The sequence below is a fragment of the Nostoc sp. JL34 genome (assembly GCF_017114945.1).
Taxonomy (GTDB): domain Bacteria; phylum Cyanobacteriota; class Cyanobacteriia; order Cyanobacteriales; family Nostocaceae; genus Nostoc.
Window position 1 is genome coordinate 1 of sequence record NZ_JABXKQ010000012.1, and the last position, 20,955, is coordinate 20,955.

Consider the following 20,955-nt stretch of genomic DNA (forward strand, 5'->3'; position numbering starts at 1 on the left):
GGTGGAGCGGAGCGCAACCCAACAGATATCAGGATGTTGGGTTACGCAAAGCCTCTATCCAACCTACAATTTTTTTGCAACATTTTAGCCTTGACACGCCACTACAGTACCTAATTTTGTTCAAAAATAAAATAGTAATCCTATACTTATACTTTTAGTGTGAGACTGACAAAAAATCTAGGATTATTATTTTATGTTTCCAAAAACTCTGCAAAACTCGAAAAACCTGATTTTCTCTTTTCCATTTTCGATATATACAAATAAGCTTAAAAAATAAATTTGGTTATTATATTATAATTTCGTTCAGATAAGTCCAAAATACTTGTATAGACGGCGATTCATCGCGTCTTTAAAACCCAAAATTGTTCCCATTAGCCCTTAACTGAGGCGTTTGTCCGAAATATCAACTGGGCGGGCGAGACGCCATTGGTGTCAACTTAAGGTTAAAACCCATTTGTCAACGATAGGTTTTGTTAGGAACGAAGTATAAAGGTGAACTTTTTTCTGACTTTTATACGCAAGCTGGGAGTGATGCTAATAAACAAAGCATTAATAGTCCATGAAAAAGTTCGTTTTTTGTCCCTTTCAAACCGAATTTTTAAGCCTAAATGCTTATTGACATAGGAAGTTTGAGCTTAACTTGACACCAATGGCGAGACGCCCACCCCACAAAAGTTAATTGGATATTTTTTTATTTGGAATTTCTTTAGTACGATTCGTATCTAAGACAATATTACTGAATGCTTTTCTAATAGTAACTCCTCTGTTGGTAGCTGTCCAAAAGCATTCTTGACAAACTCTGTGATTTCTATACGATTCCCACCGGGATCGCGGAGGAAAAATCGCACGCATCCGGGAAGTGGTCGTTGATCGGGAATGATTTCTATCCCATGTCTTTTTAGGTGTTCCTCAAAAGCGTTCAAGTTATCGACTTGAAAACAATAATGTCGTCTAGATGCTTGGTTATTAGCGTTTTTCTCTGTACTAATGTGCAGTTCAATATCTCCCAATTTATACCAGGCTCCTGAATCGTTTTTCATTACTTCAGGTCTGGGGATTTCTGTCAATCCCAAAACTTTGCTGTAGAAAAACAGCATTGCATCCTCCACCTCAAGAGGATAAGTTACCTGAATATGATGAACTGCATCAAGCTTCATAATTTTTCTCCTAATTTGGGTTAAATTTGGCAACGCTACAATCACTTTTTGTAGTATTGCTGGCGTATTTCTCAAGTTTTTCTGTTCCAACTCACCGAAAGCTTATGTGACAAGCTTTCCCATACTGATGCGTTCTTCGACGAGATAACCAAGTTTTCTATAAAACTCAACTACTTCTGCGTTGGAGACACGAACTTGGAGATTGATTTTGAGACATCCCATCGCTATCAATACCCTCTCTGCGTGCTGCACTAGCTTGCTACCAATACCCTGCCGTTGATACTGAGGGCTGACTGCAACTGTGTATAGCCAACCGCGATGTCCGTCATATCCCGCCATGAGCGTACCTACAATTACAGAGTTAATCTCAGCAACGAAAAACAACTCAGGCTGTACAGCAAGCTTCTGACTGATTACCAATTTTGGGTTGCTGTGCGACGGGTTATTAGGAAACACCTCATCCCATAGCGCACTGACTGATTCAGCATCAGATTCTTGGTACGGTCTTATATTCATCTACATCTCTAAATCAAATGACTTGCCTTTGCACGTTGTTTGTGAAATACTACTCTTTAAACTACGGTAAATCGGTATTATTTAAGTAGTATTGTACAAAACTTACCATAAAACATTTCGTCCTTAAAACAACTACAGGCTAATCCCTAAGATGACAAACACAGAAATTCGCACCGCTCAAGTTAAAGTCCCTAACGGAGATTTGCAGATTGATGCTTACTTAGCTGAACCAGCCCAAAAGGGAACCTTCCCCGCTGTGATCGTGATTCAGGAAATTTTTGGGGTGAATATTCACATTCGGGAAGTTGCTGAGAAATTTGCTAAAGAGGGGTATGTGGCGATCGCACCGACTTTATTTCAACGCACCGCTCCCGGTTTTGAGGGTGGATATACCCCTGAAGATGTGCAGCAAGGGAGAGGTTATAAGGAGCAAACAACAGCAGAGCAAATATTGAGCGATATTAAAGCTGCGATCGCCTATTTAAGAACCTTACCAAATGTACAAGGAGATGCGATCGGCTCCATTGGTTTCTGCTTTGGTGGTCACGTCGTTTATCTAGCTGCCACTTTACCAGATATCAAAGTTACAGCTTCCTTCTATGGTGGCGGTATTCCCAACTCAACTCCCGGCGGTGGAGAACCAACCATCACCCACACTGCCGATATTAAAGGCCCCATTTACGCCTTTTTTGGCCTTGATGATCAGGGAATCCCCTTGGAACAAACAGAACAGATTGAGGCTGAATTGAAAAAAAATCAGATTCCCCATGCTATCTTCCGCTATTCGGGAGCAGGACATGGCTTTTTCTGCAACCATCGCGCCAGCTACAATGCCGAAGCTGCTGCCGATGCCTGGAAAAACGTTCAAGAACTTTTCCAAAAAAACCTTCAGCTTCAAAAAGTCTAAATCTTTGGGTTAGGAACAATACGCGCTTTGGGCGCACATCTGTGTGCCTCTAGTGAACCTCGGCAGATATTAGCCAAATAATCAGCAAAAAAAATTAAGTATCACGTCCATGATTACCGCCTTCAAACAGCCACAGGTTAAGATTTTTCAAGGTTTATCACTATTTTTATTACCTGGATTATTAACAATTTCAACAACCTTAATTAGTTGCTCAGTCGGAACTCCAAAAGCAGAGAATGAAACTAATGGCTTGAAAACCAAGACTGTCCGAATGGGATATCAAAGCTCTGGGGATATTGTCAGACTAAAAGGATTGATAGAAAAACGTCTACAGCCTTTAGGTATTTCCGTCGAATGGGCGCAATTTGCTGCCGGGCCACAACTGATGGAAGCAATGAATGTAGGTAGAGTTGATATTGGTTCTGTAGGCGAAACTCCCCCAATCTTTGCCCAAGCTGCTGGGACATCTTTAGTCTACGTTGCGAGTAATAAACCCAGCACTGGTAAAGGAAGCGGAATTATCGTCCAAAATAATTCGCCGATTCGCACTTTAGCCGACCTCAAAGGGAAAAAAGTAGTTTTTCAAAAAGGTTCTGCTTCCCATTACTTATTAATAAAAGCTTTAGAAGAGGCTGGTTTAAAATATAGTGATATTCAAGCCATCAGTCTCCCACCTTCAGAAGCCCGTGATGCTTTTATTCAAGGAAAAATTGATGCTTGGGTAACTTGGGATCCTTATTTAGCCGTAGCTCAAAAAAAAGCAAATGCTCGTGTTTTGCGAGATGCTAGTGGCATTGCTACTCAGGGCGGATATTATATGGCGGCGCGAAAGTTTGCCATAGAAAATCCGAAGTTAGTGCGATTAGTTCTTGAAGAGATAGATAACACAGGTAAATGGGGTGAGAAAAACCGATCAGAAGTTGTAAAACTAACTATTCCTCATCTCAAAATTGATGAAGATATTTTAACAACAATGGTTGAAAGGCGAACTTATGGGTTAAGACCAATTACCCCAGAAATTATGGAAAATCAACAGAAGATTGCAGATTTATTTGCCAAAGAAAAAGTGATTCCTAAACCTATTAGTATCAAGGAAGCGATGCTGACTACTAAACAATATGCCGCTATCACACCAGAAACCATCAGTCATAAATAGCGCGAGGAGATAGGAACATGGAAGTTTTTTGGTATTTACCTACACAGGGAGATGAGCGTTATTTAGGTACTACAATTGGCAGGCGGCCAGCCACTTATCCCTATATGCAGCAAATCGCCCAAGCTGCTGATAAATTGGGCTATGGTGGGATGTTGATTGGTACTGGACAAAAACAGGATACTTGGATTGTAGCTACTTCCTTAATTTCAGTTACAGAACGCTTGCGGTTTCTTGTCGCCTTTCGTCCGGCAATTATGTCACCTTCATTAGCAGTGAGAATGGCTTCTACTTTTGACCAGATTTCTAACGGTCGAATTATTCTGAATGTAGTCACTGGTGGCGACACCAAAGAACTTGCTAAAGATGGAATTTTCTTAGATCACGAGCAACGTTATGAACTCACTGATGAGTTTTTGACAATTTGGCGATCGCTCATGCAAGGTGAAGAAGTAACCTATAATGGTCGTCACTTGCAAGTTCAAGGCGCAAAACTCCAATTTCCACCCGTACAAAAGCCTTATCCCACCTTATATTTTGGTGGTTCTTCGGATCCTGCGCTCCAAGTCGCTGCCAAACACATTGATGTGTATTTAACTTGGGGTGAACCACCAGATCAAGTTGCCCAAAAGATTGCCAAGGTACGCCAATTAGCAGCCGAACAAGGTAGAACGGTACGTTTTGGGATTCGGATGCACGTTATAGTCCGCGAAACTACGCAACAAGCTTGGGATGCAGCGAATGAACTGATTCAGTATGTCGATGATGAAACCATCGCTGCTGCACATCAGCGGTTTGCTCAATCTGAATCAGAAGGACAACGCCGCATGGCTCAACTGCATAAAGGTAATCGCCAAAACCTAGAAATTAGCCCCAACTTATGGGCAGGTGTTGGCTTAGTGCGTGGAGGTGCTGGCACTACCTTAGTCGGAGATCCAGACACAGTTGCAGAACGAATGCTGGAATATGCCGATTTAGGAATTGATACCTTTGTTTTCTCAGGGTATCCCCATCTCGAAGAAGCCTATCGAGTTGCAGAATTACTGTTTCCCAGGTTGCCGTTACAAACGCCAGCGATCGCATTACCACAGCAAGTTGCAAGTACATTTAGTGAATTTGTTACCAAAACAGATTTACTCAAACCCCAGCCAGTGTAAGCAATTCAAAATTAAAAAAAGCATGAGTACGAAAAAACCTCAACTTAGACTAGGTGCATTCTTGCCAAGCACTGGACATCATGTAGCGTCATGGCGGCACCCCGAAGCGCAGGCTGACGGTGGTTTAAACTTTCAACATTATAAAAGGCTGGCACAAACGGCGGAACGCGGCAAATTTGACATGATCTTCTTTGCAGACGGCGTGGCTGTGCGCGATCGCAATCAAAGCGCCGACCTTTTGAGCCGTAACGGTAAACTCGTCCACTTTGAACCTCTCACCCTGCTGTCGGCTCTGTCTGTAGTCACAGAAAACATTGGTTTGACGGCGACAGTATCGACCACCTACAACGAGCCTTATCACCTCGCCCGCAAGTTTGCATCACTAGATTATCTTAGCGGCGGTCGTGCCGGTTGGAATCTCGTGACTTCTGCTACTGAAGCTGAAGCACTGAACTTCAATCAGGAAAAGCACATGGAGCATACCCTACGTTATGAGCGTGCTAAAGAGTTTGTAGATGTTGTCACCAAACTCTGGGATAGTTGGGAGGACGATGCCTTCTTACATGATAAAGAGTCGGGTATTTACTTCGATCCCAATAAACTGCACGTTCCCAACCACAAAGGTGAACATTTTTCAGTCCGCGGCCCGCTAAATGTGGCACGTCCCATCCAGGGTTATCCGGTGATCATTCAAGCTGGGTCTTCCGAGGATGGTAAGGATCTGGCTGCACAAACGGCGGAGGTAATTTTCACTGCCCAGCAGACTTTGGCAGAAGCTCAGGCTTTTTATCAAGATGTGAAGGGGAGACTAGCTCAATACGGACGCTCACCTGACCATCTCAAGATCATGCCTGGTGTATTTCCAGTTATTGGTAAAACTGAGCAAGAAGCTAAGGACAAATTCGATCAGATTCAAGAGTTGATCGATCCGGTGGTCGGCTTAAATTTGCTTGGTTCAATGATCGGTGGATTTGACCTATCCAGCTATCCGTTGGATGGGCCGTTGCCGGATTTACCAGAGACTAATGGCGGTAAAAGCCGTCAGCAACTTTTGACTGACCTGGCTCACAGAGAGAATTTAACGATTCGACAACTGTATTTATGGATTGCTGGAGCGCGTGGGCATCGTCAGATTCTAGGCACACCTGAACAAATTGCCGATCAATTAGAAGATTGGTTTGTCAATGGTGGGGCAGATGGCTTTAATATCATGCCACCTTGGTTGCCGGGAGGATTGGATGAGTTTGTAGATTTAGTAATTCCGGAATTGCAACGTCGCGGTTTGTTCCGTACAGAGTATGAAGCACGAACCCTGCGCGAAAATCTTGGTTTACCTCGTCCGGTAAATCAGTTTAGCAAAGTTACTACTCGTGAAAGTGCGATCGCCTAACTTCATTTAACTTAGTACAGTTTTGCGTAAAAGCGTAGCGTTTCTAATACAGGGGGATGCATTGGCATTGCAAGGGAACGCATTAACAATCTATCGCTCTGCATTGGCATTGCAGGGGGACGCATTAACATTGTATCGCTCTGCATTAGCATTGCAGGGAGACACATTAATATTGCATCGCTCTGCATTGGCATTGCAGGGGGACGCATTAACATTGCATCGCTCTGCATTGGCATTGCAAGGTATTGCCTTTCATTAATTCGCTACGAATTAATGAAAGGCTGTACTTAGATTAGTCCTAGTTTACTCATGTCTGCAAATATGTTCTGATTTGTAAGAAGACTCTAAGTGGGTCGGCGTAAAAATTTGTTGTTGGGATGACGCAAGAGGCAGGAGGGAAGAGGGTTTAGTCTAGTTTATCTTTATTTACATAATTTGGTTTTATTATGCCAACTTACTTATCTTCCATCTTCACCAAAGTTAAGGCTTGATTTCTGGTGGGGTCAAGGCAGTATATTCTTCAGGGGAAAGTGCCACATCTTTAACATTGATCTTCTTGGTAATGAATTTTTGCTCATAAAACAAGTCAGAAATCTTCTGCTGCCCTGACAGAATTTCATCACTAATGGGTCTTAAGGTATAACGCCGCCGCTTGACTACTTTTTCCAACGTTGGAATATCTAGCTTGGCATCACGCGCGATTATTTCGGCAACGTCTCGTGGATGTGCCTCAGCCCATTTGCCTACGTTGTTGACTTCTTCGAGAAGAATTTTCACTAATTCCGGGTTATCTTTCACGAAACTGCGTGCCGCTAACCAGTAGCCTCCTTGGGTCGTAATCCCCTTACCATCCCGGAGAATCCTAACACCCACAGTTCTCTGAAACTCGGCAAGTTGGGGGTCACTAATTACACCTGCATCAATGCTATTACGAAGGAATGCTGCACGAGTTTCTGGTGATATGAGATTTAGATATTTGACATCACTTAACTTTAGTCCTACTTCCTCCAAAGCCTTCACCACAAAGTATTGACTAGCAGTGGCTCTTTGAAAAGCGAGAGTCTTACCTTTTAAATCAGCTACAGTCTTGATTGGAGAGTTTTTGTGTACTACAATCGCAGTTCCTTCACCAGTAGCTGGTTTAGTGCTAGCAATGAAAACAAAAGGAATACCAGTTGCTTGGGCAAAGATGGGTGGAGTTTCACCGACAGCACCGACATCTAAACTGCCGACATTCATCGCTTCTAGAAGTTGCGGCCCGGCAGTAAATTTTGCCCACTGGACATTAATACCTAGTGGATTCAAGCGTTTCTCTAAAACTTGTCTCGATCTAGTTATATCTCCAGCCGTCATATACCCTATTCGTAATACCTTCGTTTTGATGCCACTAGAAGCAGCGACGGCGGCTTTCTCTGGTGTATTCGGTGTCTTACAACTTACTAAAGTTGTAGATAGGGTAAATACTCCAGCCATTAATAATACTAGAAAGTTACGTTTTTTAGCTCCCATAATGTGATAGCAATTTTTTGGAGTTTAAGGTTTACTGTAAATGCTCAAGGCTTAACTACCGAAGGGGTCAAAGCGGCATATTGTTCAGAGGAAAGTGCTGCTTCTTTAACATTTATTTTTTTAGTGATGAATTTCTGCTCATAGAACAAGTCAGCAATCTTCTGCTGTCCTGACAAAACTTTTTCACTAAGGGGTCTTAATGTGTAACGCCTGCGCTTTGATACTAGTTCTAGTGTTGGAACATCAATTTTTGCTTCGGGCGAAATCAGTTCAGCTACTTGATGTGGGTTAGCTTCAGCCCATTTTCCGATGTTGTTGACCTCTTCCAAAATAATTTTCACAACATCAGGATTATCTTTGACGAAATTGCGTGACCCTAACCAGTAGCCTCCTTGGGTAGTAATCCCCTTACCATTTCGGATAATCCGGATACTCCCAGTTTTCTGAAATAGCGCCAGGTGAGGGTCGCCAATTACAGCCGCATCAACACTCTTACGTTCAAATGCAGCACGAGTTTCTAATGGCGTGAGGTTGATGTGTTTAATATCGCTAAGTTTCAGTCCTGCTTCTTCCAAAACCTTCAAAACGAAATACTGCTGTGCAGTAGCTCTTTGAAAGGCGAGTCCTTTGCCTTTGAGGTCAGCTACTGTCTTGATTGGAGAGTTTTTATCGACTACAACAGCAGTTTCCTCACCAGTCCCAGGTTTGCTGCTAGCAACATAAACAAAAGGAACGCCAGACGCTTGGGCAAAGATAGGCGGAGTTTCACCGACAAAGCCGAAATCTACACTTCCTACATTCATCGCTTCTAGAAGTTGCGGCCCAGCAGCAAATTTTGACCACTCTACAGAAATACCCTGTGGAGTTAAACGTTTTTCTAACAGCCCTTTAATCTTGAGTAAATCTCCAGCTGTCATGTAGCCCATGTGTAAGACTTTTGTCTTGGTGCTATTAGAGGCGTTAGCAGCTTGCTCTGGTGTCGTTGGTGCTTTACAACTGACTAAAGTTGTGGATAAGGTGAATACTCCACCTACTAAAAATAGTAGAAAGCAATTGAATGGCTTAAAGTGAGATTTTGTCAATATTTCTACCATAATGCTAGTAGTTATTCTTTAATGTTTTCGTTTATTCAATACTGAATGTGTGCCCTTGGCGCTACTGGCAATTAGCTGGAAATGGAAATGAAAATTTAGCTGAGAAATTTAATTAAGCAGCTTTGTAAATGGCACACAATTTTGATCAGATTTTAATCTACGATAAATCGACCGAATTACAGTATTTTTATTGATTGCACGGATAGTATCATAGACTTCTGTAAGAATCAAGCAGCAAATACAGCTACGCTTCTGAGACAAGTTTTCTGTATATGGCTAGGATCAAAATGTTCTATTGCAGATAAAATTATGGAAAATTATGTACAAATATTAAGTAGCTAAGGGCAACACCAAATTAAACGCGAAGTAGCAAGAGTCCACTTCTTAAAGCTTCATTCCACAGAGCCGATTTTTGAGCTTCTAGCAAAGAAAGAGGCGGATTTACAGGTAGGGGTAGCTCTTGTTGCAGAGATAGTTGCCACCAGCCGACATCGTGCCACTCATTAAATTTATATCCAACTCTGTAAAATACACCTACAGGTGAAAACCCAACAGCCTCATGCATAGCGACGCTTGCTGGGTTAGGTAAAGCGATCGCAGCAAAAACGTTATAAAATCCTTGGAGTTGCAGCAACCCAAAAAGGGAAGTGTACAAAGCTTTAGCAACTCCTTTTCTACGAGATTCAACATTTACGTACACGGATGATTCTACAGACCATTGGTAAGCGGCACGACTCCGGTAGGGAGTAGCATAGGCATAACCTAGAAGCTCACCATTAATTTCACACACTAGCCAAGGCATCTGCTGTTGATAGTTATTGATGCGCCCTTCAAATTCCGTTTTGCTGGGAGGCTCTATCTCAAAAGAAATTGAAGTTTCTCGCACAACTGGCGCATAAATTGCCAGCATTTCTAAGGCATCACTTTCATTAGCTAGTCTGATTGCAGCCTTCACAGCAGATCCTTTTTGGATTTTAATAATTTAACTGGCAGCAGCACCTATACTAGTAGAGTGTTACGCCTTGGTTATAAGCATTTACAAAACTCGTGTAATCATACTCGACTTGAGTTGCATAGTCCACCGCAAAGTTAACAATTTCATCTTTGAATACAGCCTTGTTATTGCTCACAATATCAGTCACTTCTTTGTCAGCGCTGACAGAAATAATCGCAGCATCGTAGTCTTTATCAGAGATTGCATGGTTCTTGGCAACCACCTTCCCTGCATACCCCATCGCATCCATGAATTTTGACTTCGTGGTTAGCAAGGTATAGTCAAAGTCCACTTGGTAAGGTGATTTTTCATGCAGCATAAAGGGGATGCTACTGACCGTAGTATAGCCAACTAAAGGATCAGTATTAGAGAGCATTGCTTTAGTGGCGATTGTCACTCTCGCTCCTTCTTGGTTTCCGTAGACTGAAGTTGGCAGCAGACCTGGAACTGCGATCGCAACTGCGCTATTACCTTCCTGCTTCATTTCCAAAATGCGATCGTCGTCGGTTGCTGAACTTGGGCCCTCAATCAATAAGTAATATCGGTACTTACCAAGACTACCAGTACCTGAACCTAATTTGAGCCGAATGTCCTTGAGGGTGTAGTAACTATTGTTGTAGCGCTTACTACTAGGAATTGAGGCAATATAGCTGCTCATAGCCCCAGCAATATCGGAATAGGTGTTGCTGGATACAGGCTGAAGTTCCAAGGTTGTCTGGAATACTCTATTGTTACTATTATTTAACTGCGTGTACTTATTTAGCAAGCTAGAACGGCTGTTATCTGATGCCTTTTGAATCAAATCTTTTACCACACCGTTCGTATTGCTGGATTGCAAACGGTATGACAGCTCGTCGTTGGTTCCTTTAAAGTCACTCATTTTGTTCAGATAAGCATCCAAGAAATTACGGACAATATCCTGAGCATCAGTTGAGTTAATACCATTCTCTTTAGCTGTCAACAAAATCGAGACTGCCATCCGTCGTAAGTCCCAAACGTAGGGGCCAAGATAGCTTTCATCAAAGTCGGTGGTGTCAAAAACGTTGTTGTCATTGCTATCTCTGATTCCTCCGAGATTTTGCAGATGCATATCTCCCTCTAACCAGATGGCTGAAGTTGAAGAATTCACAAATCCTGAACTTGGTAAGGTCTGCATATCACGATAAAAAATGTGATCTGTCCCCCGATAAAAGGCGAAAGGACTAGCCTTCATCTTTTGCATCTTCGTTGCCAGTTCTTGAGGCAATTGAGAAGCAAAGGGATGATTGTATTGGTAAATTTCATTCTCGACCCAAGTTGAACGGGAAGTTGCAGCTTGAACTGGAGATATAAACCCCAAAATTAAAATTAAGAGAAATACAATTGCAGATATAGATATGTACTTGGGCATGACAGTCTCTTAGGTGTAAAAAAATTGACTTTTATCAGACTCTTGTGTAGAGACAATCATCTAACAACAATTCTTTTAGCACTTCGAGGTATCGCTTAGAAAGTGATCTAAAGCACAATGCAACAACTATTCATGGTAAAGAATTCAAAAAGGTAAAATTATAAAGAATTGTCAAAACGTAATCATGTCAGCTATTCAAACAACTGTGGTTCTTGCCATGACGGCCGATGGAAAAATTAGCGCCGTAGACCCTAAAGCGCCTCGTGAATCTGATGCAGATGATCAAGCACACGTGGAGTATCAAGTCTCCCTTGCTGATCTAATCCTGGTAGGAGCAGGGACAATTCGGGCTGAGGGAGGAACCTTTGCAATTCGTAATCCCGAACTGTTGGCAGCACGTGAGGTTCGGGGTCAGCCTCCCCAGCCCATTACCTGCGTTGTCTCAGGTTCTCTTGACCTATCGCTGGACTTGCCTTTTTTGACCCAGGACATTGAGCGATGGATATTTACGACACGGGCTGGTTTGGAGCGCAGTTCTGATACAACAACCTTGCAAAAACAGGCTGAATTAATTGATTTGGGAGATACAGACCTGAACTGGGATCGGGCTTACACCTTGATGGCAGAGCGGGGTATTCACAAGATTGTTGCTTTGGGAGGCGGTTCTTTAACGGCGGCTCTATTGCAGGCAGGGCGAATTGACGATTGGTGGTTGACCATTTGGCCCGTCATTTATGGAGGAAAGCACGCCTCTACCCCAGTGGAAGGAGAGGGTTTTATTCCCAATGTTGCTCCTCATCTCCAACTCGTCGAAACTCGTCAGATTGGAAGTGAGTTGTTTTTACACTACCGTACACTCAAGTGAGAATGCGCCGCCAGTATTAAGCTCTATAATGCTTTCCTTGATACTACAAAGCAGGGGAGCAGGGAGCAGGGGGAGAAAACCACGGCACTTGCTGTTGTTGCTCTCAACCAATGGACAAAAGGAGCAGGGGTGCTTTCGCCCACAATTCTACTCGGTTTGTACCTTTTCCCCTGGCCCCTGCCTCTCATCAACCAGGGGGCCAGTCCAACTGCCGTCCTCCCAAAATATGTAAATGTAAGTGATGGACTGTTTGACCACCGTCATCACCAGCGTTGATGACAACTCGATAACCATTTTTCAGTCCAGCAACTTCTGCAATACGTTTGGCGGTTAACAAAAGATGCCCCAACAGAGCATGATCCTCGGATTCAGCTTCAGCTAATGTAGCAATGGGTTTTTTGGGAATGACGAGAATGTGAACAGGCGCTTGGGGATGGATATCTTTGAATGCCAGAGATAAATTATCCTCATAAACAATATCAGCGGGAATTTCCCGACTAATGATTTTGCTGAAAATCGTTTCTGTACTTTCACTCATGCTAATCTACCTACTCATCTGCTAGAGATTTTATATTAAGTCCAGTTAATCACTTAATTATTAAAATCTCCCCGTATCTGTCGAAATCCCCAGCATTAGCTTCTGCGATCGCACTTCTCTGCATGTCTCCAAAGTTCTGATGCTTTCTGGTGAGTCCGCTACGCGTAGCTTGCTTCCCCCTTTCGGCGTCAGTCTAAATGATAAATCTTGAAGTGGACATAATATCAAAGGTTTACTGTATTGACTTGATCATCACACCATAAAATACTCCTTCCTGTGATAAAGTCTTTCATAGATAACATTGAGCCGACCCTAGCATAGAGATAATAATTGCAATCTTCCACTCAATTTTCAGAGTGGTATTTCTATACTGAGAAAGTTACATATATTGTGTACCAATGCTTTGGAGATTTATATGAGACAGGCAAAATACTACGTTGTTTTTATTATTATTATCATAATTAGCATCTTTCTGCGTTTTTGTTTGTTGCAAAATCAAAGTCTTTGGTATGATGAGGGCTGGAGTCTAGCTTTATCTGATGGTAGAAGCGTTCAAGAAAATCTCTTTAATATTATAAATCGAGAAGCTGGTGACAAATACCAACCGCTTTATTATTTAGTCTTGTTCTATTGGCGTTCGGCTTTTGGAGATAGTGAATTTGCCATTCGAGCGCTTTCAGCTTTGCTGGGAGTCGGTTCAGTAATTACCATATTCTTTACTAGCCTACGTATTTATGGAAAAAACCATGCATTATGGTCGTCCATGATCCTAGCAGTTAGTTCCTTCAGCGTATTCTACAGTCAAGATGCTAGACCTTACACATTATTAATATTTATAGTCTCAATTCAAATATACCTATTTAGTTATTCAATCAATAAAAATAAGAGTAATAAGATTGTTCCCCAAGTACTTTTTGGAATTTTTACTGCCATAGGAAGTTTTGGCAGTATTTTGACAGTAATCTTTAGTTTGTCTCTTAGCTTATCTCATATTATTGTTTATAGAAAATTCAAAGAATGGCTCCAATGGTGGATACCTCCTATAGTTTTTTCTTCCCCAATGATTTGGTTCTATTTGTCCTCATCTGCCGCATCAGATCCGACAGCTACTACTGTTACTCGTAGTGGATTACCCATAGTTCAAAACATTATGTTTGTCATCTATGGTATTTTGGTTGGGACATCCTATGGGACGCCATTAGAACAATTACGTAATGATGAAAAGATAAACGTTTTACTTAGCTATTGGCCCCATTTTCTAATATTTATTATTGCTATTACTGTAATTTTTATAGCTTTAATAAAAAGTTTATTGAGACAGCGCCAGAGAAAAAGATATCAACAGGCTGATTACTTATTTATATTCCTTATAATCACATCATTTTTCCTAACTTTTCTGTTTGCTGTGGCAACAAAAATTAATTGGCTACCACGCCACTCTTTTTACCTATGTATACCAGTTTTCATTCTGATTCCATCAGCATTTTTACATAACTATCAGCGTTATAAAAAAGTTGATATAACATCTCAAGTTACCAAGTTAGCTACTGTTGCTTTAGTAATTATGAATGTTTATGCAAATTTTCAATACTATTCAAATCCAGCCTATGCAAAAGATGACTATCGTTCGGCTGTTCGCTACCTTCTAGAACATCGAGATAAATCTGCAAAATCTGTATTGTTCTTTGGACAGCCTAGATTACTACAATATTATGGAGATTCTTCGACTATAGATGCGTCGGAATATATTCTCAAAACAGTGAAGGGGAAAAATATTGCAGAAAAAGTTAGTACAATGACTAAAAATGCAGATACGGTTTTTGTGATAATTAATCGTGAGTTTTATTGGAAATTTAAAGATGTTTTTAAAACAGAAATGAGTGATTTATATAAATTAGAAGAAGAGGTTGATTGGCCTTATATGAAAATATATCGATTCACAAGGAAGAAATAGAAAAAAGCACTATTGTATACATCTTTTGAGAATACACGGTGACCCGATGAGGGAGTCGGAGTCTTCTCAAAAGACGCTGTACGTTGCCAGAAGCCTCTGGTAGAGAAGGCGTTTTCTGTAACAAGTTTTTTTGACGATTTCCCTCAATAAGGTGACACGATTAATAATCAACTTGCTCAATTCTAAACCTTGCCTATATCGGCTTGTATCTTATATCAAGTCCGGTTAATTACTTATGATTACCGCATCCGTGCAAAAGTCAGGAAAACCTATTTCTCCCTGCTTCCTGCCCCCTGCGGTCTAAATGATAAGTCTTTACCCGAACATGATATTACCAGACAAGGATTTTAGGATTTGTGTGTACACCGTAGTATGAGCAAGTGGCATCGCCTGTTTGATTGCAGACATCAAAGGCGATCGCTCTTTTGGTGTAGATTGTATCTCCAAGATATTACAGCGCTTTTCAAGTAATTGAAACTACCCTACTCCCTGCTCCCCGTCCTGGTAATCAACCCCCTAGATTGTTCCACCAGGCGAATAAACTCACCTCGATAGCCCTCCTGATCTTCTCCCTTCGCTTGGGTTGCCAATTTCATCACCAAATCATAATTAGCGTTCCCCTTATACTCAGAGTCACGCAGCACCATCCCGAAGGTCGCCACCGCAGCAGCAAATCTCAGGTTGGTGGAGGGTATCCGGTCGGCTCTCAAATCATCATCTTGGATGGTTTGGGTAATTAGTTGACTGGTGCTGTCTTGGGGCAGTTTATAGCGCAGTTTCACCTGCATCAACTCATTGCCGGCAGTATTCAGGGCAGTTTCACCAGAACGCTGATAGCGCAAGGGGTCTACCTCTGGCAGTTTCACATCACTTTTCGTACCAGTGGGAATTATTTCATAAAGCGCTGTGACAGAATGACCTGCCCCAATATCCCCTGCATCTTTCTTATCATCATTAAAATCCTGGTTTTGCAGCAGGCGGTTTTCGTAGCCAATCAAGCGATATGCCTGAACTTTCGCTGGATTAAATTCCACCTGAATTTTCACATCTTTAGCAATGGTAAACAGAGTTCCCCTCAGATCGTTAACTAAAACCTTTTTAGCTTCCAATAGGGTATCGATGTAAGCGTAGTTGCCGTTACCCTTATCAGCCAGTTGCTCCATTTTTGCGTCCTTATAATTGCCGGTACCAAATCCCAACACTGTGAGGAAAATTCCCTGATCTCGCTTTTGTTCAATTAATCGCGTCAGGTCACCATCACTGGAAACCCCGACATTAAAATCTCCATCAGTAGCTAAAATTACTCTGTTATTACCAGACTTGAGGAAGCTTTGTTTGGCTATCTTGTATGCGAGTTCAATGCCCTGACCCCCAGCAGTGGAGCCTCCAGCCTCCAAGCGGTCAATCGCCGCCAGAATTTTTGATTTCTGACTACCAGGAGTCGCAGGTAACACCAATCCAGCATTCCCAGCATAGACTACCAAACTTACCCGATCTTCAGGACGCAGTTTATTCACCAGCAATTTCAGCGACTGTTGCACCAAGGGTAATTTGTTGGGGTCATCCATAGAACCGGAGACATCAATTAGAAATACTAGGTTGCTGGGTGGTAAGGTTTCACTCTCTAGGCGTTTACCTTGCAAACCCACCTGTACCAGCTTGTGTTGAGGATTCCAGGGAGCAGCAGTAACTTCGGTGGTGACGGAAAAAGGGCGATTGCCTTTTGGTTGGGGATAATTGTAGGTAAAATAGTTGATCAGTTCCTCAATTCGCACTGCATCCTTGGGTGGTAATTCCCCTTGAGTAATAAACCGTCGCACATTACTATAGGATGCTGTATCTACATCAATTGAAAAAGTGGAAAGGGGGTCATTCTCAACGCGATGAAAGGGATTATCTTCAATTCGGTTGTAGTTTTCTGTATTGAATCTGCTACCTGGTTGAGGTTCAGGGACAACCCTTCCAATACTGCTACCAGCTTGGGGTTTAGGCATGGTCGCACGGTTAACAAGTTGATCCTGCACAGATGAGCCAGACCGAATACTAGGGAGTGGGGCTGTGGGTAAGGGTTGAGTCTTTCGGGTAGACTCGGCTTGAGTCCGTTCTCTGGTAGTCTGAGTCGGAGTGATGGGACTACGAGCTTCTAATTCATCTATCGGACTTTTTAGGGTTGCTAACTCCGGTGCAAATTCTGACTGCAAGCGTTGCAGAGTTTTCATATCCGCTGGGGTAACTATCTTGGGGTCAGTCGCTATTAGCTCATTGCTCCGATTCAGACAAGCATTCAAGACTGTGGCGAACTCAGTCCGAGTTATCGGAAGAGTGCCAAAGTTTTGGACGGAGACAACACAACTATACTGTTGTACCAATGCCTGGAGTGCTTGGTAGTCAGGGTGGTTGGGTAGAATCGAGCTTGTTGCCGTAGAACTGGGAGGAGTCTGATTGGCTGGAACTGCAACCGTAGCAGACTGACGTAAAATCGCAATCCCTACTGAGGGTATCAATAATAACAATGTTACAATACTAACTCGCTGCCACATTTTGGACGGAATCGGGTAAGACATGACTAAATCCCCACACTAAATTTGTTCTGTCACATTTGAAGTTTCCACTTACCTAGAATAGTCTTGAGCAGCCTGGAATTTTATAACCGTTGCAGTTTTGGTAACTGTAACTGATACAAAAGTAATCATTTCTGTCTAGCATCAGGGAATATAACAATGTTTGTTGGTATCGGCTCAATAATCCGGGTCAAGCAATTACTCAGTCGCTCAACTTCAGAACACTCAATAGTTTTTCTTCTAAAGCTGGCATGAAGTTTGGTGAAGTTGTATTAATTGTGGTTAGAAAACATAATAAGTTGGGAAATCTTGAAATAAAGCTTTACCCTAGAAATAAAAACTAATGGATAAACAGCAACTTATAAAGCTGCTAATTGGTGATTTTACTTGGCAACGAATGATTAAATCTTTAGTATTTATCTATATATTTTTTGCGATCTTTGTATATTTTCGAGCAGATAGCATGATTTTTCTTTCTCAACCTTCTAGCTATCAAGATGATCCAACAATTCTTAAGTTAAGGAGTGGGGAAAATACCAATATATCAGCTACATATTTATTAAACAATCAAGCTAAATATACTATCCTTTATTCTCATGGGAATGCTGAAGACTTAGGAGATATCAAACAGATCCTAGAAAAATTACACGTATGGGGTTTTAGTGTCTTTGCTTATGATTATCGCGGTTATGGTACGAGTGAAGGAAAGCCGACAGAAAGTCATGCATACGAAGATATCAATAGTGCTTACAATTATTTGACCCAGAATTTAAAAATACCACCTGAAAAAATTATAGTTTTGGGGCGTTCGGTTGGCGGTGGTTCTGCGGTAAATTTAGCGATGCGGAAACCAGTAGGTGGTTTAATTATTGAAAGTTCGTTTATTTCTGCTTTTCAAGTCATAGTACCTTTTCAGATTTTACCTTTTGATAAGTTTCCCAATTTGGACAATATCAAAAAAATAAAATGTCCTATATTGGTGATTCATGGAAAGGCAGATGATATCATTCCTTTTGCTCATGGAGAAAAGTTGTTTAATGCTGCAATATCCCCAAAACTTTATTTGTGGGTCGAAAAGGCAAATCATAATGATTTATTCTGGGTAGCTGAGGAAAAGTATCGTCAAACTTTGCAGGAATTTACTAACCTTGTCAAGGTAAATCAGCAATTATCTCCTACCAGTAATTTATAATTTTTAATGGGCTATGCCCACCCTACCAAAGAAATTCAGGAGACTCAACACCTGATTTCTCAATTGCAATTACAGTTACAAAAAAGTAGTCACTTTATCCGTGTAATAACGAATAAAGTTTTATAAATCACACCCGACACCACAAGTACAGTGCGGATAACGGTGGGCGAAAAAAGACCTATTGAGTTTGTTGGCGTTGCTGAATCAAGGGATGATTCTTGTAGGGTGGGCGACACGAGAGCCCTGAAATACAAGGGACGGGCAAGATGCCATTGGTGTCAAGTTAAGCTCAAACTTCCTATGTCAATAAGCATTTAGGCTTAAAAATTCGGTTTGAAAGGGACAAAAAACGAACTTTTTCATGGACTATTAATGCTTTGTTTATTAGCATCACTACCAGCTTGCGTATAAAAGTCAGAAAAAAGTTCACCTTTATACTTCGTTCCTAACAAAACCTATCGTTGACAAATGGGTTTTAACCTTAAGTTGACACTAATGGCAAGATGCCCATCCCACAAAACTAGCAAAATCATCCCGCAAATATGCAACGCCAGTTTGTTCTACCCATTTTAAAAGATTGGGCGGGTATGGATTGAACTGGGGATTAAGGATTCAGACTATGCTGGTTGGCTTAAAATAATTCGCGAACTCATGTTTTTTGTCTAAAGTCCAATATAATACGGTAATTCAATAAACTTTTCGGTGATTTACCGTAGGTTTACTGAAGTCTAATATTTATTGACTCCTGAAAGCAGAGTGATGATGTTGACTAAGTTCTCTCCAACCCGACTCTTGGGTATGGCTTTTGCCTTCCTCCAGAGGTTCCAACAACCAAGAATCCGCACTTTTTCTATACTGTTTGCAGTGGGACTTAGTTTAACTATGGCTGTCTCTGCTTGTTCTCCAAGCACAAGCAACAACTCTGGCACACCGCAGACAACTGGCTCCACTCCAGCAGCTAGCGGCACTACAATTCACATAGGTTATCAGAAAGCATCAACTGTCCTCTATGCGCTAAAGGCGAGAGGGGAATTAGAGAAAGCTTTCGCAACTTCAGGATCTTCCGTAACTTGGTCAGAATTTCCTGCTGGCCCCCCACTACTTGAGGCATTGAATGCAGGCAGTATTGATTTTGGTTATACCGGAGAATCACCACCTATATTTGCTCAAGCTGGGGGTATTCCTTTGGTTTATGTTGCCTACGATCCTTGGAGTCCCAAAGCTGAAGCCATCCTAGTGCCCAAGGATTCACCTATTAAAAGTGTGGCGGAACTCAAGGGCAAAAAAATTGCCTTTGCCAAAGGTTCTAATGCTAACTACCTATTGCTGAAAGCGCTGGAAAAGGCAAGAGTACAGTACAGTGATTTCCAAAAAGTAACTCTCACTCCTGCCGATGCTCGTGCTGTATTTGAAAGAAAAAACGTTGATGCCTGGGCAATTTGGGATCCTTACTTAGCCGCAGCAGAAGCAGCAACAGGCGCACGGATTTTAGCAGACGCGACGGGATTGGCTCCCAATCGTGGTTATTATCTGGCTGCAAAATCTTTTGTTGATGCCAAGCCAGATGCTTTGAAAATAGTTCTAGCTCAGGTGAAGCAAGTTAGTGACTGGGCAAAGAATAATCCTGCTGAAGTTGCTAAATTTCTTTCCCCGGCTTTGGGTATAGATGCTCCTGTGTTGGAAATAGCAGAAAAGCGGCGTGACTATGATGTACTTCCGCTCACAGATGAAGTGATTGCTAAACAACAAGAGGTTGCAGATAGCTTCTACAAAATTAAATTGATCCCGAAAGAAATCAAAGTTAAGGAAATTGTTTGGCAAGACAAAGTGAATAATTCGTAATGACGCTCCTGCGAACGATAGAATCCTCGCTACCGCTAACTTAATTCGTAATTCGTAATTCAAAAATTACGAATTACGCTGAAGAGTAATCATCACTAAATAGGTATATGTTAGCTGACGCTTATTGAATAACAACCACATTTGCAACCAGAGGCTTTTGAATACAGTTTTGAAGATGAATGTTAAAATTAAATTATAAAATATTTATTATGAAATTTTAAAAATCCACTATAGAATTATTCATCACTGATTAACTCTAAAATTAATTATGTCTTTTTTCGATCAGAAAAATCGATTTATCAGTAAGTTTAATAGCCGATATTTAAGTGCTAGTCAATTAAGTTGGCTCATTATATTTAGCATCTTTTTATTTCTAGGAACTACTGTTGGTGTGGCGCAAGTCAAAACACCACATAAGTCAGGGTTCACACTACAACTTTTACATACTTCCGATCAAGAAGCAGGTGTCCCTGCGCTGAAGGATGCACCGAACTTTTCGGCGGTGTTGAATGCACTCAAAAATCAGGATGCTAATCGTGATGGCAAGCCTGATTATCCTAATACTTTAATCCTTTCATCTGGAGATGCCTATATTCCCAGTCCTTTCTTATTTGCCAGTGACACAGTTTTTGGTGGTCAAGGACGAGGAGATATCTTAATTCTAAATGCTCTTGGTTTTGGCAGGGTTAGCGCGTCTCAAACCCTATTGACAGGGGGATTATGGCAGAGGTACTGA

At 41.6% G+C, this 20,955-nt stretch carries 19 protein-coding genes; 10 read left to right on the forward strand and 9 right to left on the reverse strand.

Annotated elements, in window-relative coordinates; genetic code table 11:
• Positions 1 to 722 precede the first annotated feature (722 nt).
• Together HWQ44_RS00990 and HWQ44_RS00995 are read right to left on the reverse strand one after the other, a co-directional pair.
• Positions 723 to 1,157 (reverse strand): VOC family protein, encoded by a 435-nt coding sequence (locus HWQ44_RS00990; RefSeq protein ID WP_292713710.1) that lies wholly within the window; start codon positions 1,155 to 1,157, stop codon positions 723 to 725.
• A 102-nt stretch (positions 1,158 to 1,259) separates the two neighbouring features.
• On the reverse strand, positions 1,260 to 1,673 hold the full coding sequence (locus tag HWQ44_RS00995) for a GNAT family acetyltransferase (protein ID WP_292713712.1): 414 nt from the start codon (positions 1,671 to 1,673) through the stop codon (positions 1,260 to 1,262).
• Positions 1,674 to 1,824: 151 nt separating this feature from the next.
• On the opposite strand from HWQ44_RS00995, the gene HWQ44_RS01000 reads away from it, so the two are divergent.
• From HWQ44_RS01000 to HWQ44_RS01020, 5 genes are all read left to right on the forward strand, one after another.
• Positions 1,825 to 2,580, forward strand: coding sequence for a dienelactone hydrolase family protein (locus HWQ44_RS01000; RefSeq protein ID WP_292713714.1), 756 nt, complete (start codon positions 1,825 to 1,827; stop codon positions 2,578 to 2,580).
• Between the two features lie 109 nt (positions 2,581 to 2,689).
• Positions 2,690 to 3,736, forward strand: coding sequence for a sulfonate ABC transporter substrate-binding protein (locus HWQ44_RS01005; protein ID WP_292713715.1), 1,047 nt, complete (start codon positions 2,690 to 2,692; stop codon positions 3,734 to 3,736).
• A 17-nt stretch (positions 3,737 to 3,753) separates the two neighbouring features.
• Positions 3,754 to 4,890, forward strand: coding sequence for an FMNH2-dependent alkanesulfonate monooxygenase (gene ssuD / locus HWQ44_RS01010; protein ID WP_292713717.1), 1,137 nt, complete (start codon positions 3,754 to 3,756; stop codon positions 4,888 to 4,890).
• 22 nt (positions 4,891 to 4,912) lie between these two features.
• A complete protein-coding gene (locus HWQ44_RS01015; RefSeq protein ID WP_292713720.1) occupies positions 4,913 to 6,280 on the forward strand; it encodes an LLM class flavin-dependent oxidoreductase in 1,368 nt (455 codons plus the stop codon).
• Positions 6,281 to 6,302: 22 nt separating this feature from the next.
• Entirely contained in the window at positions 6,303 to 6,539 is a 237-nt protein-coding gene (locus HWQ44_RS01020) for a hypothetical protein (RefSeq protein ID WP_292713722.1), read from the forward strand.
• 221 nt (positions 6,540 to 6,760) lie between these two features.
• Here HWQ44_RS01020 and HWQ44_RS01025 read toward each other — a convergent pair whose 3' ends face one another.
• The 4 genes from HWQ44_RS01025 to HWQ44_RS01040 form a co-directional block, all read right to left on the reverse strand.
• Positions 6,761 to 7,789: an aliphatic sulfonate ABC transporter substrate-binding protein gene (locus HWQ44_RS01025; RefSeq protein ID WP_292713724.1), complete on the reverse strand. Its 1,029-nt coding sequence runs from the start codon at positions 7,787 to 7,789 to the stop codon at positions 6,761 to 6,763.
• A gap of 44 nt (positions 7,790 to 7,833) precedes the next feature.
• Positions 7,834 to 8,883, reverse strand: a complete 1,050-nt coding sequence (locus HWQ44_RS01030) for an aliphatic sulfonate ABC transporter substrate-binding protein (RefSeq protein ID WP_292713726.1) — start codon at positions 8,881 to 8,883, stop codon at positions 7,834 to 7,836.
• Between the two features lie 355 nt (positions 8,884 to 9,238).
• Positions 9,239 to 9,838 carry an arsinothricin resistance N-acetyltransferase ArsN1 family B gene (locus HWQ44_RS01035; RefSeq protein WP_292713728.1) on the reverse strand — a complete coding sequence of 200 codons (600 nt, stop codon included), beginning with the start codon at positions 9,836 to 9,838 and terminating at the stop codon, positions 9,239 to 9,241.
• Positions 9,839 to 9,887: 49 nt separating this feature from the next.
• Positions 9,888 to 11,267 carry a DUF2252 domain-containing protein gene (locus tag HWQ44_RS01040; protein WP_292713730.1) on the reverse strand — a complete coding sequence of 460 codons (1,380 nt, stop codon included), beginning with the start codon at positions 11,265 to 11,267 and terminating at the stop codon, positions 9,888 to 9,890.
• 184 nt (positions 11,268 to 11,451) lie between these two features.
• Between HWQ44_RS01040 and HWQ44_RS01045 the strand changes: the two genes are divergently transcribed.
• Entirely contained in the window at positions 11,452 to 12,132 is a 681-nt protein-coding gene (locus HWQ44_RS01045) for a RibD family protein (protein ID WP_292713732.1), read from the forward strand.
• Positions 12,133 to 12,319: 187 nt separating this feature from the next.
• Here the strand turns inward: HWQ44_RS01045 and HWQ44_RS01050 are convergent, their stop codons facing one another.
• Positions 12,320 to 12,670, reverse strand: a complete 351-nt coding sequence (locus tag HWQ44_RS01050; RefSeq protein WP_292713734.1) for a histidine triad nucleotide-binding protein — start codon at positions 12,668 to 12,670, stop codon at positions 12,320 to 12,322.
• Between the two features lie 415 nt (positions 12,671 to 13,085).
• Here HWQ44_RS01050 and HWQ44_RS01055 point away from each other — a divergent pair, with 415 nt between their 5' ends.
• Positions 13,086 to 14,624, forward strand: a complete 1,539-nt coding sequence (locus HWQ44_RS01055; protein WP_292713736.1) for a glycosyltransferase family 39 protein — start codon at positions 13,086 to 13,088, stop codon at positions 14,622 to 14,624.
• A 315-nt stretch (positions 14,625 to 14,939) separates the two neighbouring features.
• Here the strand turns inward: HWQ44_RS01055 and HWQ44_RS01060 are convergent, their stop codons facing one another.
• Entirely contained in the window at positions 14,940 to 15,071 is a 132-nt protein-coding gene (locus HWQ44_RS01060; protein ID WP_292713738.1) for a hypothetical protein, read from the reverse strand.
• Positions 15,072 to 15,106: 35 nt separating this feature from the next.
• Positions 15,107 to 17,188, reverse strand: a complete 2,082-nt coding sequence (locus HWQ44_RS01065) for a VWA domain-containing protein (protein ID WP_292713740.1) — start codon at positions 17,186 to 17,188, stop codon at positions 15,107 to 15,109.
• A gap of 340 nt (positions 17,189 to 17,528) precedes the next feature.
• Between HWQ44_RS01065 and HWQ44_RS01070 the strand changes: the two genes are divergently transcribed.
• The 3 genes from HWQ44_RS01070 to HWQ44_RS01080 all read left to right on the forward strand — a co-directional run bounded on the left by HWQ44_RS01070 (position 17,529) and on the right by HWQ44_RS01080 (position 20,955).
• Positions 17,529 to 18,377, forward strand: a complete 849-nt coding sequence (locus HWQ44_RS01070; RefSeq protein ID WP_292713742.1) for an alpha/beta hydrolase — start codon at positions 17,529 to 17,531, stop codon at positions 18,375 to 18,377.
• Between the two features lie 762 nt (positions 18,378 to 19,139).
• Positions 19,140 to 20,219, forward strand: coding sequence for a sulfonate ABC transporter substrate-binding protein (locus HWQ44_RS01075; RefSeq protein WP_292713746.1), 1,080 nt, complete (start codon positions 19,140 to 19,142; stop codon positions 20,217 to 20,219).
• A gap of 268 nt (positions 20,220 to 20,487) precedes the next feature.
• Complete coding sequence (locus tag HWQ44_RS01080) at positions 20,488 to 20,955, forward strand: hypothetical protein (protein WP_292713744.1); 468 nt, start codon at positions 20,488 to 20,490, stop codon at positions 20,953 to 20,955.

What these genes read in the sequence shown, in the direction of transcription:
- HWQ44_RS01065 (WP_292713740.1), bottom strand. Translation starts at nt 17,188, where the DNA reads ATGTCTTACCCGATTCCGTCCAAAATGTGGCAGCGAGTTAGTATTGTA.
- HWQ44_RS01000 (WP_292713714.1), top strand. Translation starts at nt 1,825, where the DNA reads ATGACAAACACAGAAATTCGCACCGCTCAAGTTAAAGTCCCTAACGGA.
- HWQ44_RS01025 (WP_292713724.1), bottom strand. Translation starts at nt 7,789, where the DNA reads ATGGGAGCTAAAAAACGTAACTTTCTAGTATTATTAATGGCTGGAGTA.
- HWQ44_RS01070 (WP_292713742.1), top strand. Translation starts at nt 17,529, where the DNA reads ATGGATAAACAGCAACTTATAAAGCTGCTAATTGGTGATTTTACTTGG.
- HWQ44_RS01055 (WP_292713736.1), top strand. Translation starts at nt 13,086, where the DNA reads ATGAGACAGGCAAAATACTACGTTGTTTTTATTATTATTATCATAATT.
- HWQ44_RS01075 (WP_292713746.1), top strand. Translation starts at nt 19,140, where the DNA reads ATGTTGACTAAGTTCTCTCCAACCCGACTCTTGGGTATGGCTTTTGCC.
- HWQ44_RS01045 (WP_292713732.1), top strand. Translation starts at nt 11,452, where the DNA reads ATGTCAGCTATTCAAACAACTGTGGTTCTTGCCATGACGGCCGATGGA.
- HWQ44_RS01040 (WP_292713730.1), bottom strand. Translation starts at nt 11,267, where the DNA reads ATGCCCAAGTACATATCTATATCTGCAATTGTATTTCTCTTAATTTTA.
- HWQ44_RS01050 (WP_292713734.1), bottom strand. Translation starts at nt 12,670, where the DNA reads ATGAGTGAAAGTACAGAAACGATTTTCAGCAAAATCATTAGTCGGGAA.
- HWQ44_RS01015 (WP_292713720.1), top strand. Translation starts at nt 4,913, where the DNA reads ATGAGTACGAAAAAACCTCAACTTAGACTAGGTGCATTCTTGCCAAGC.
- ssuD (WP_292713717.1), top strand. Translation starts at nt 3,754, where the DNA reads ATGGAAGTTTTTTGGTATTTACCTACACAGGGAGATGAGCGTTATTTA.
- HWQ44_RS01030 (WP_292713726.1), bottom strand. Translation starts at nt 8,883, where the DNA reads ATGGTAGAAATATTGACAAAATCTCACTTTAAGCCATTCAATTGCTTT.
- HWQ44_RS01080 (WP_292713744.1), top strand. Translation starts at nt 20,488, where the DNA reads ATGTCTTTTTTCGATCAGAAAAATCGATTTATCAGTAAGTTTAATAGC.
- HWQ44_RS01005 (WP_292713715.1), top strand. Translation starts at nt 2,690, where the DNA reads ATGATTACCGCCTTCAAACAGCCACAGGTTAAGATTTTTCAAGGTTTA.
- HWQ44_RS00995 (WP_292713712.1), bottom strand. Translation starts at nt 1,673, where the DNA reads ATGAATATAAGACCGTACCAAGAATCTGATGCTGAATCAGTCAGTGCG.
- HWQ44_RS00990 (WP_292713710.1), bottom strand. Translation starts at nt 1,157, where the DNA reads ATGAAGCTTGATGCAGTTCATCATATTCAGGTAACTTATCCTCTTGAG.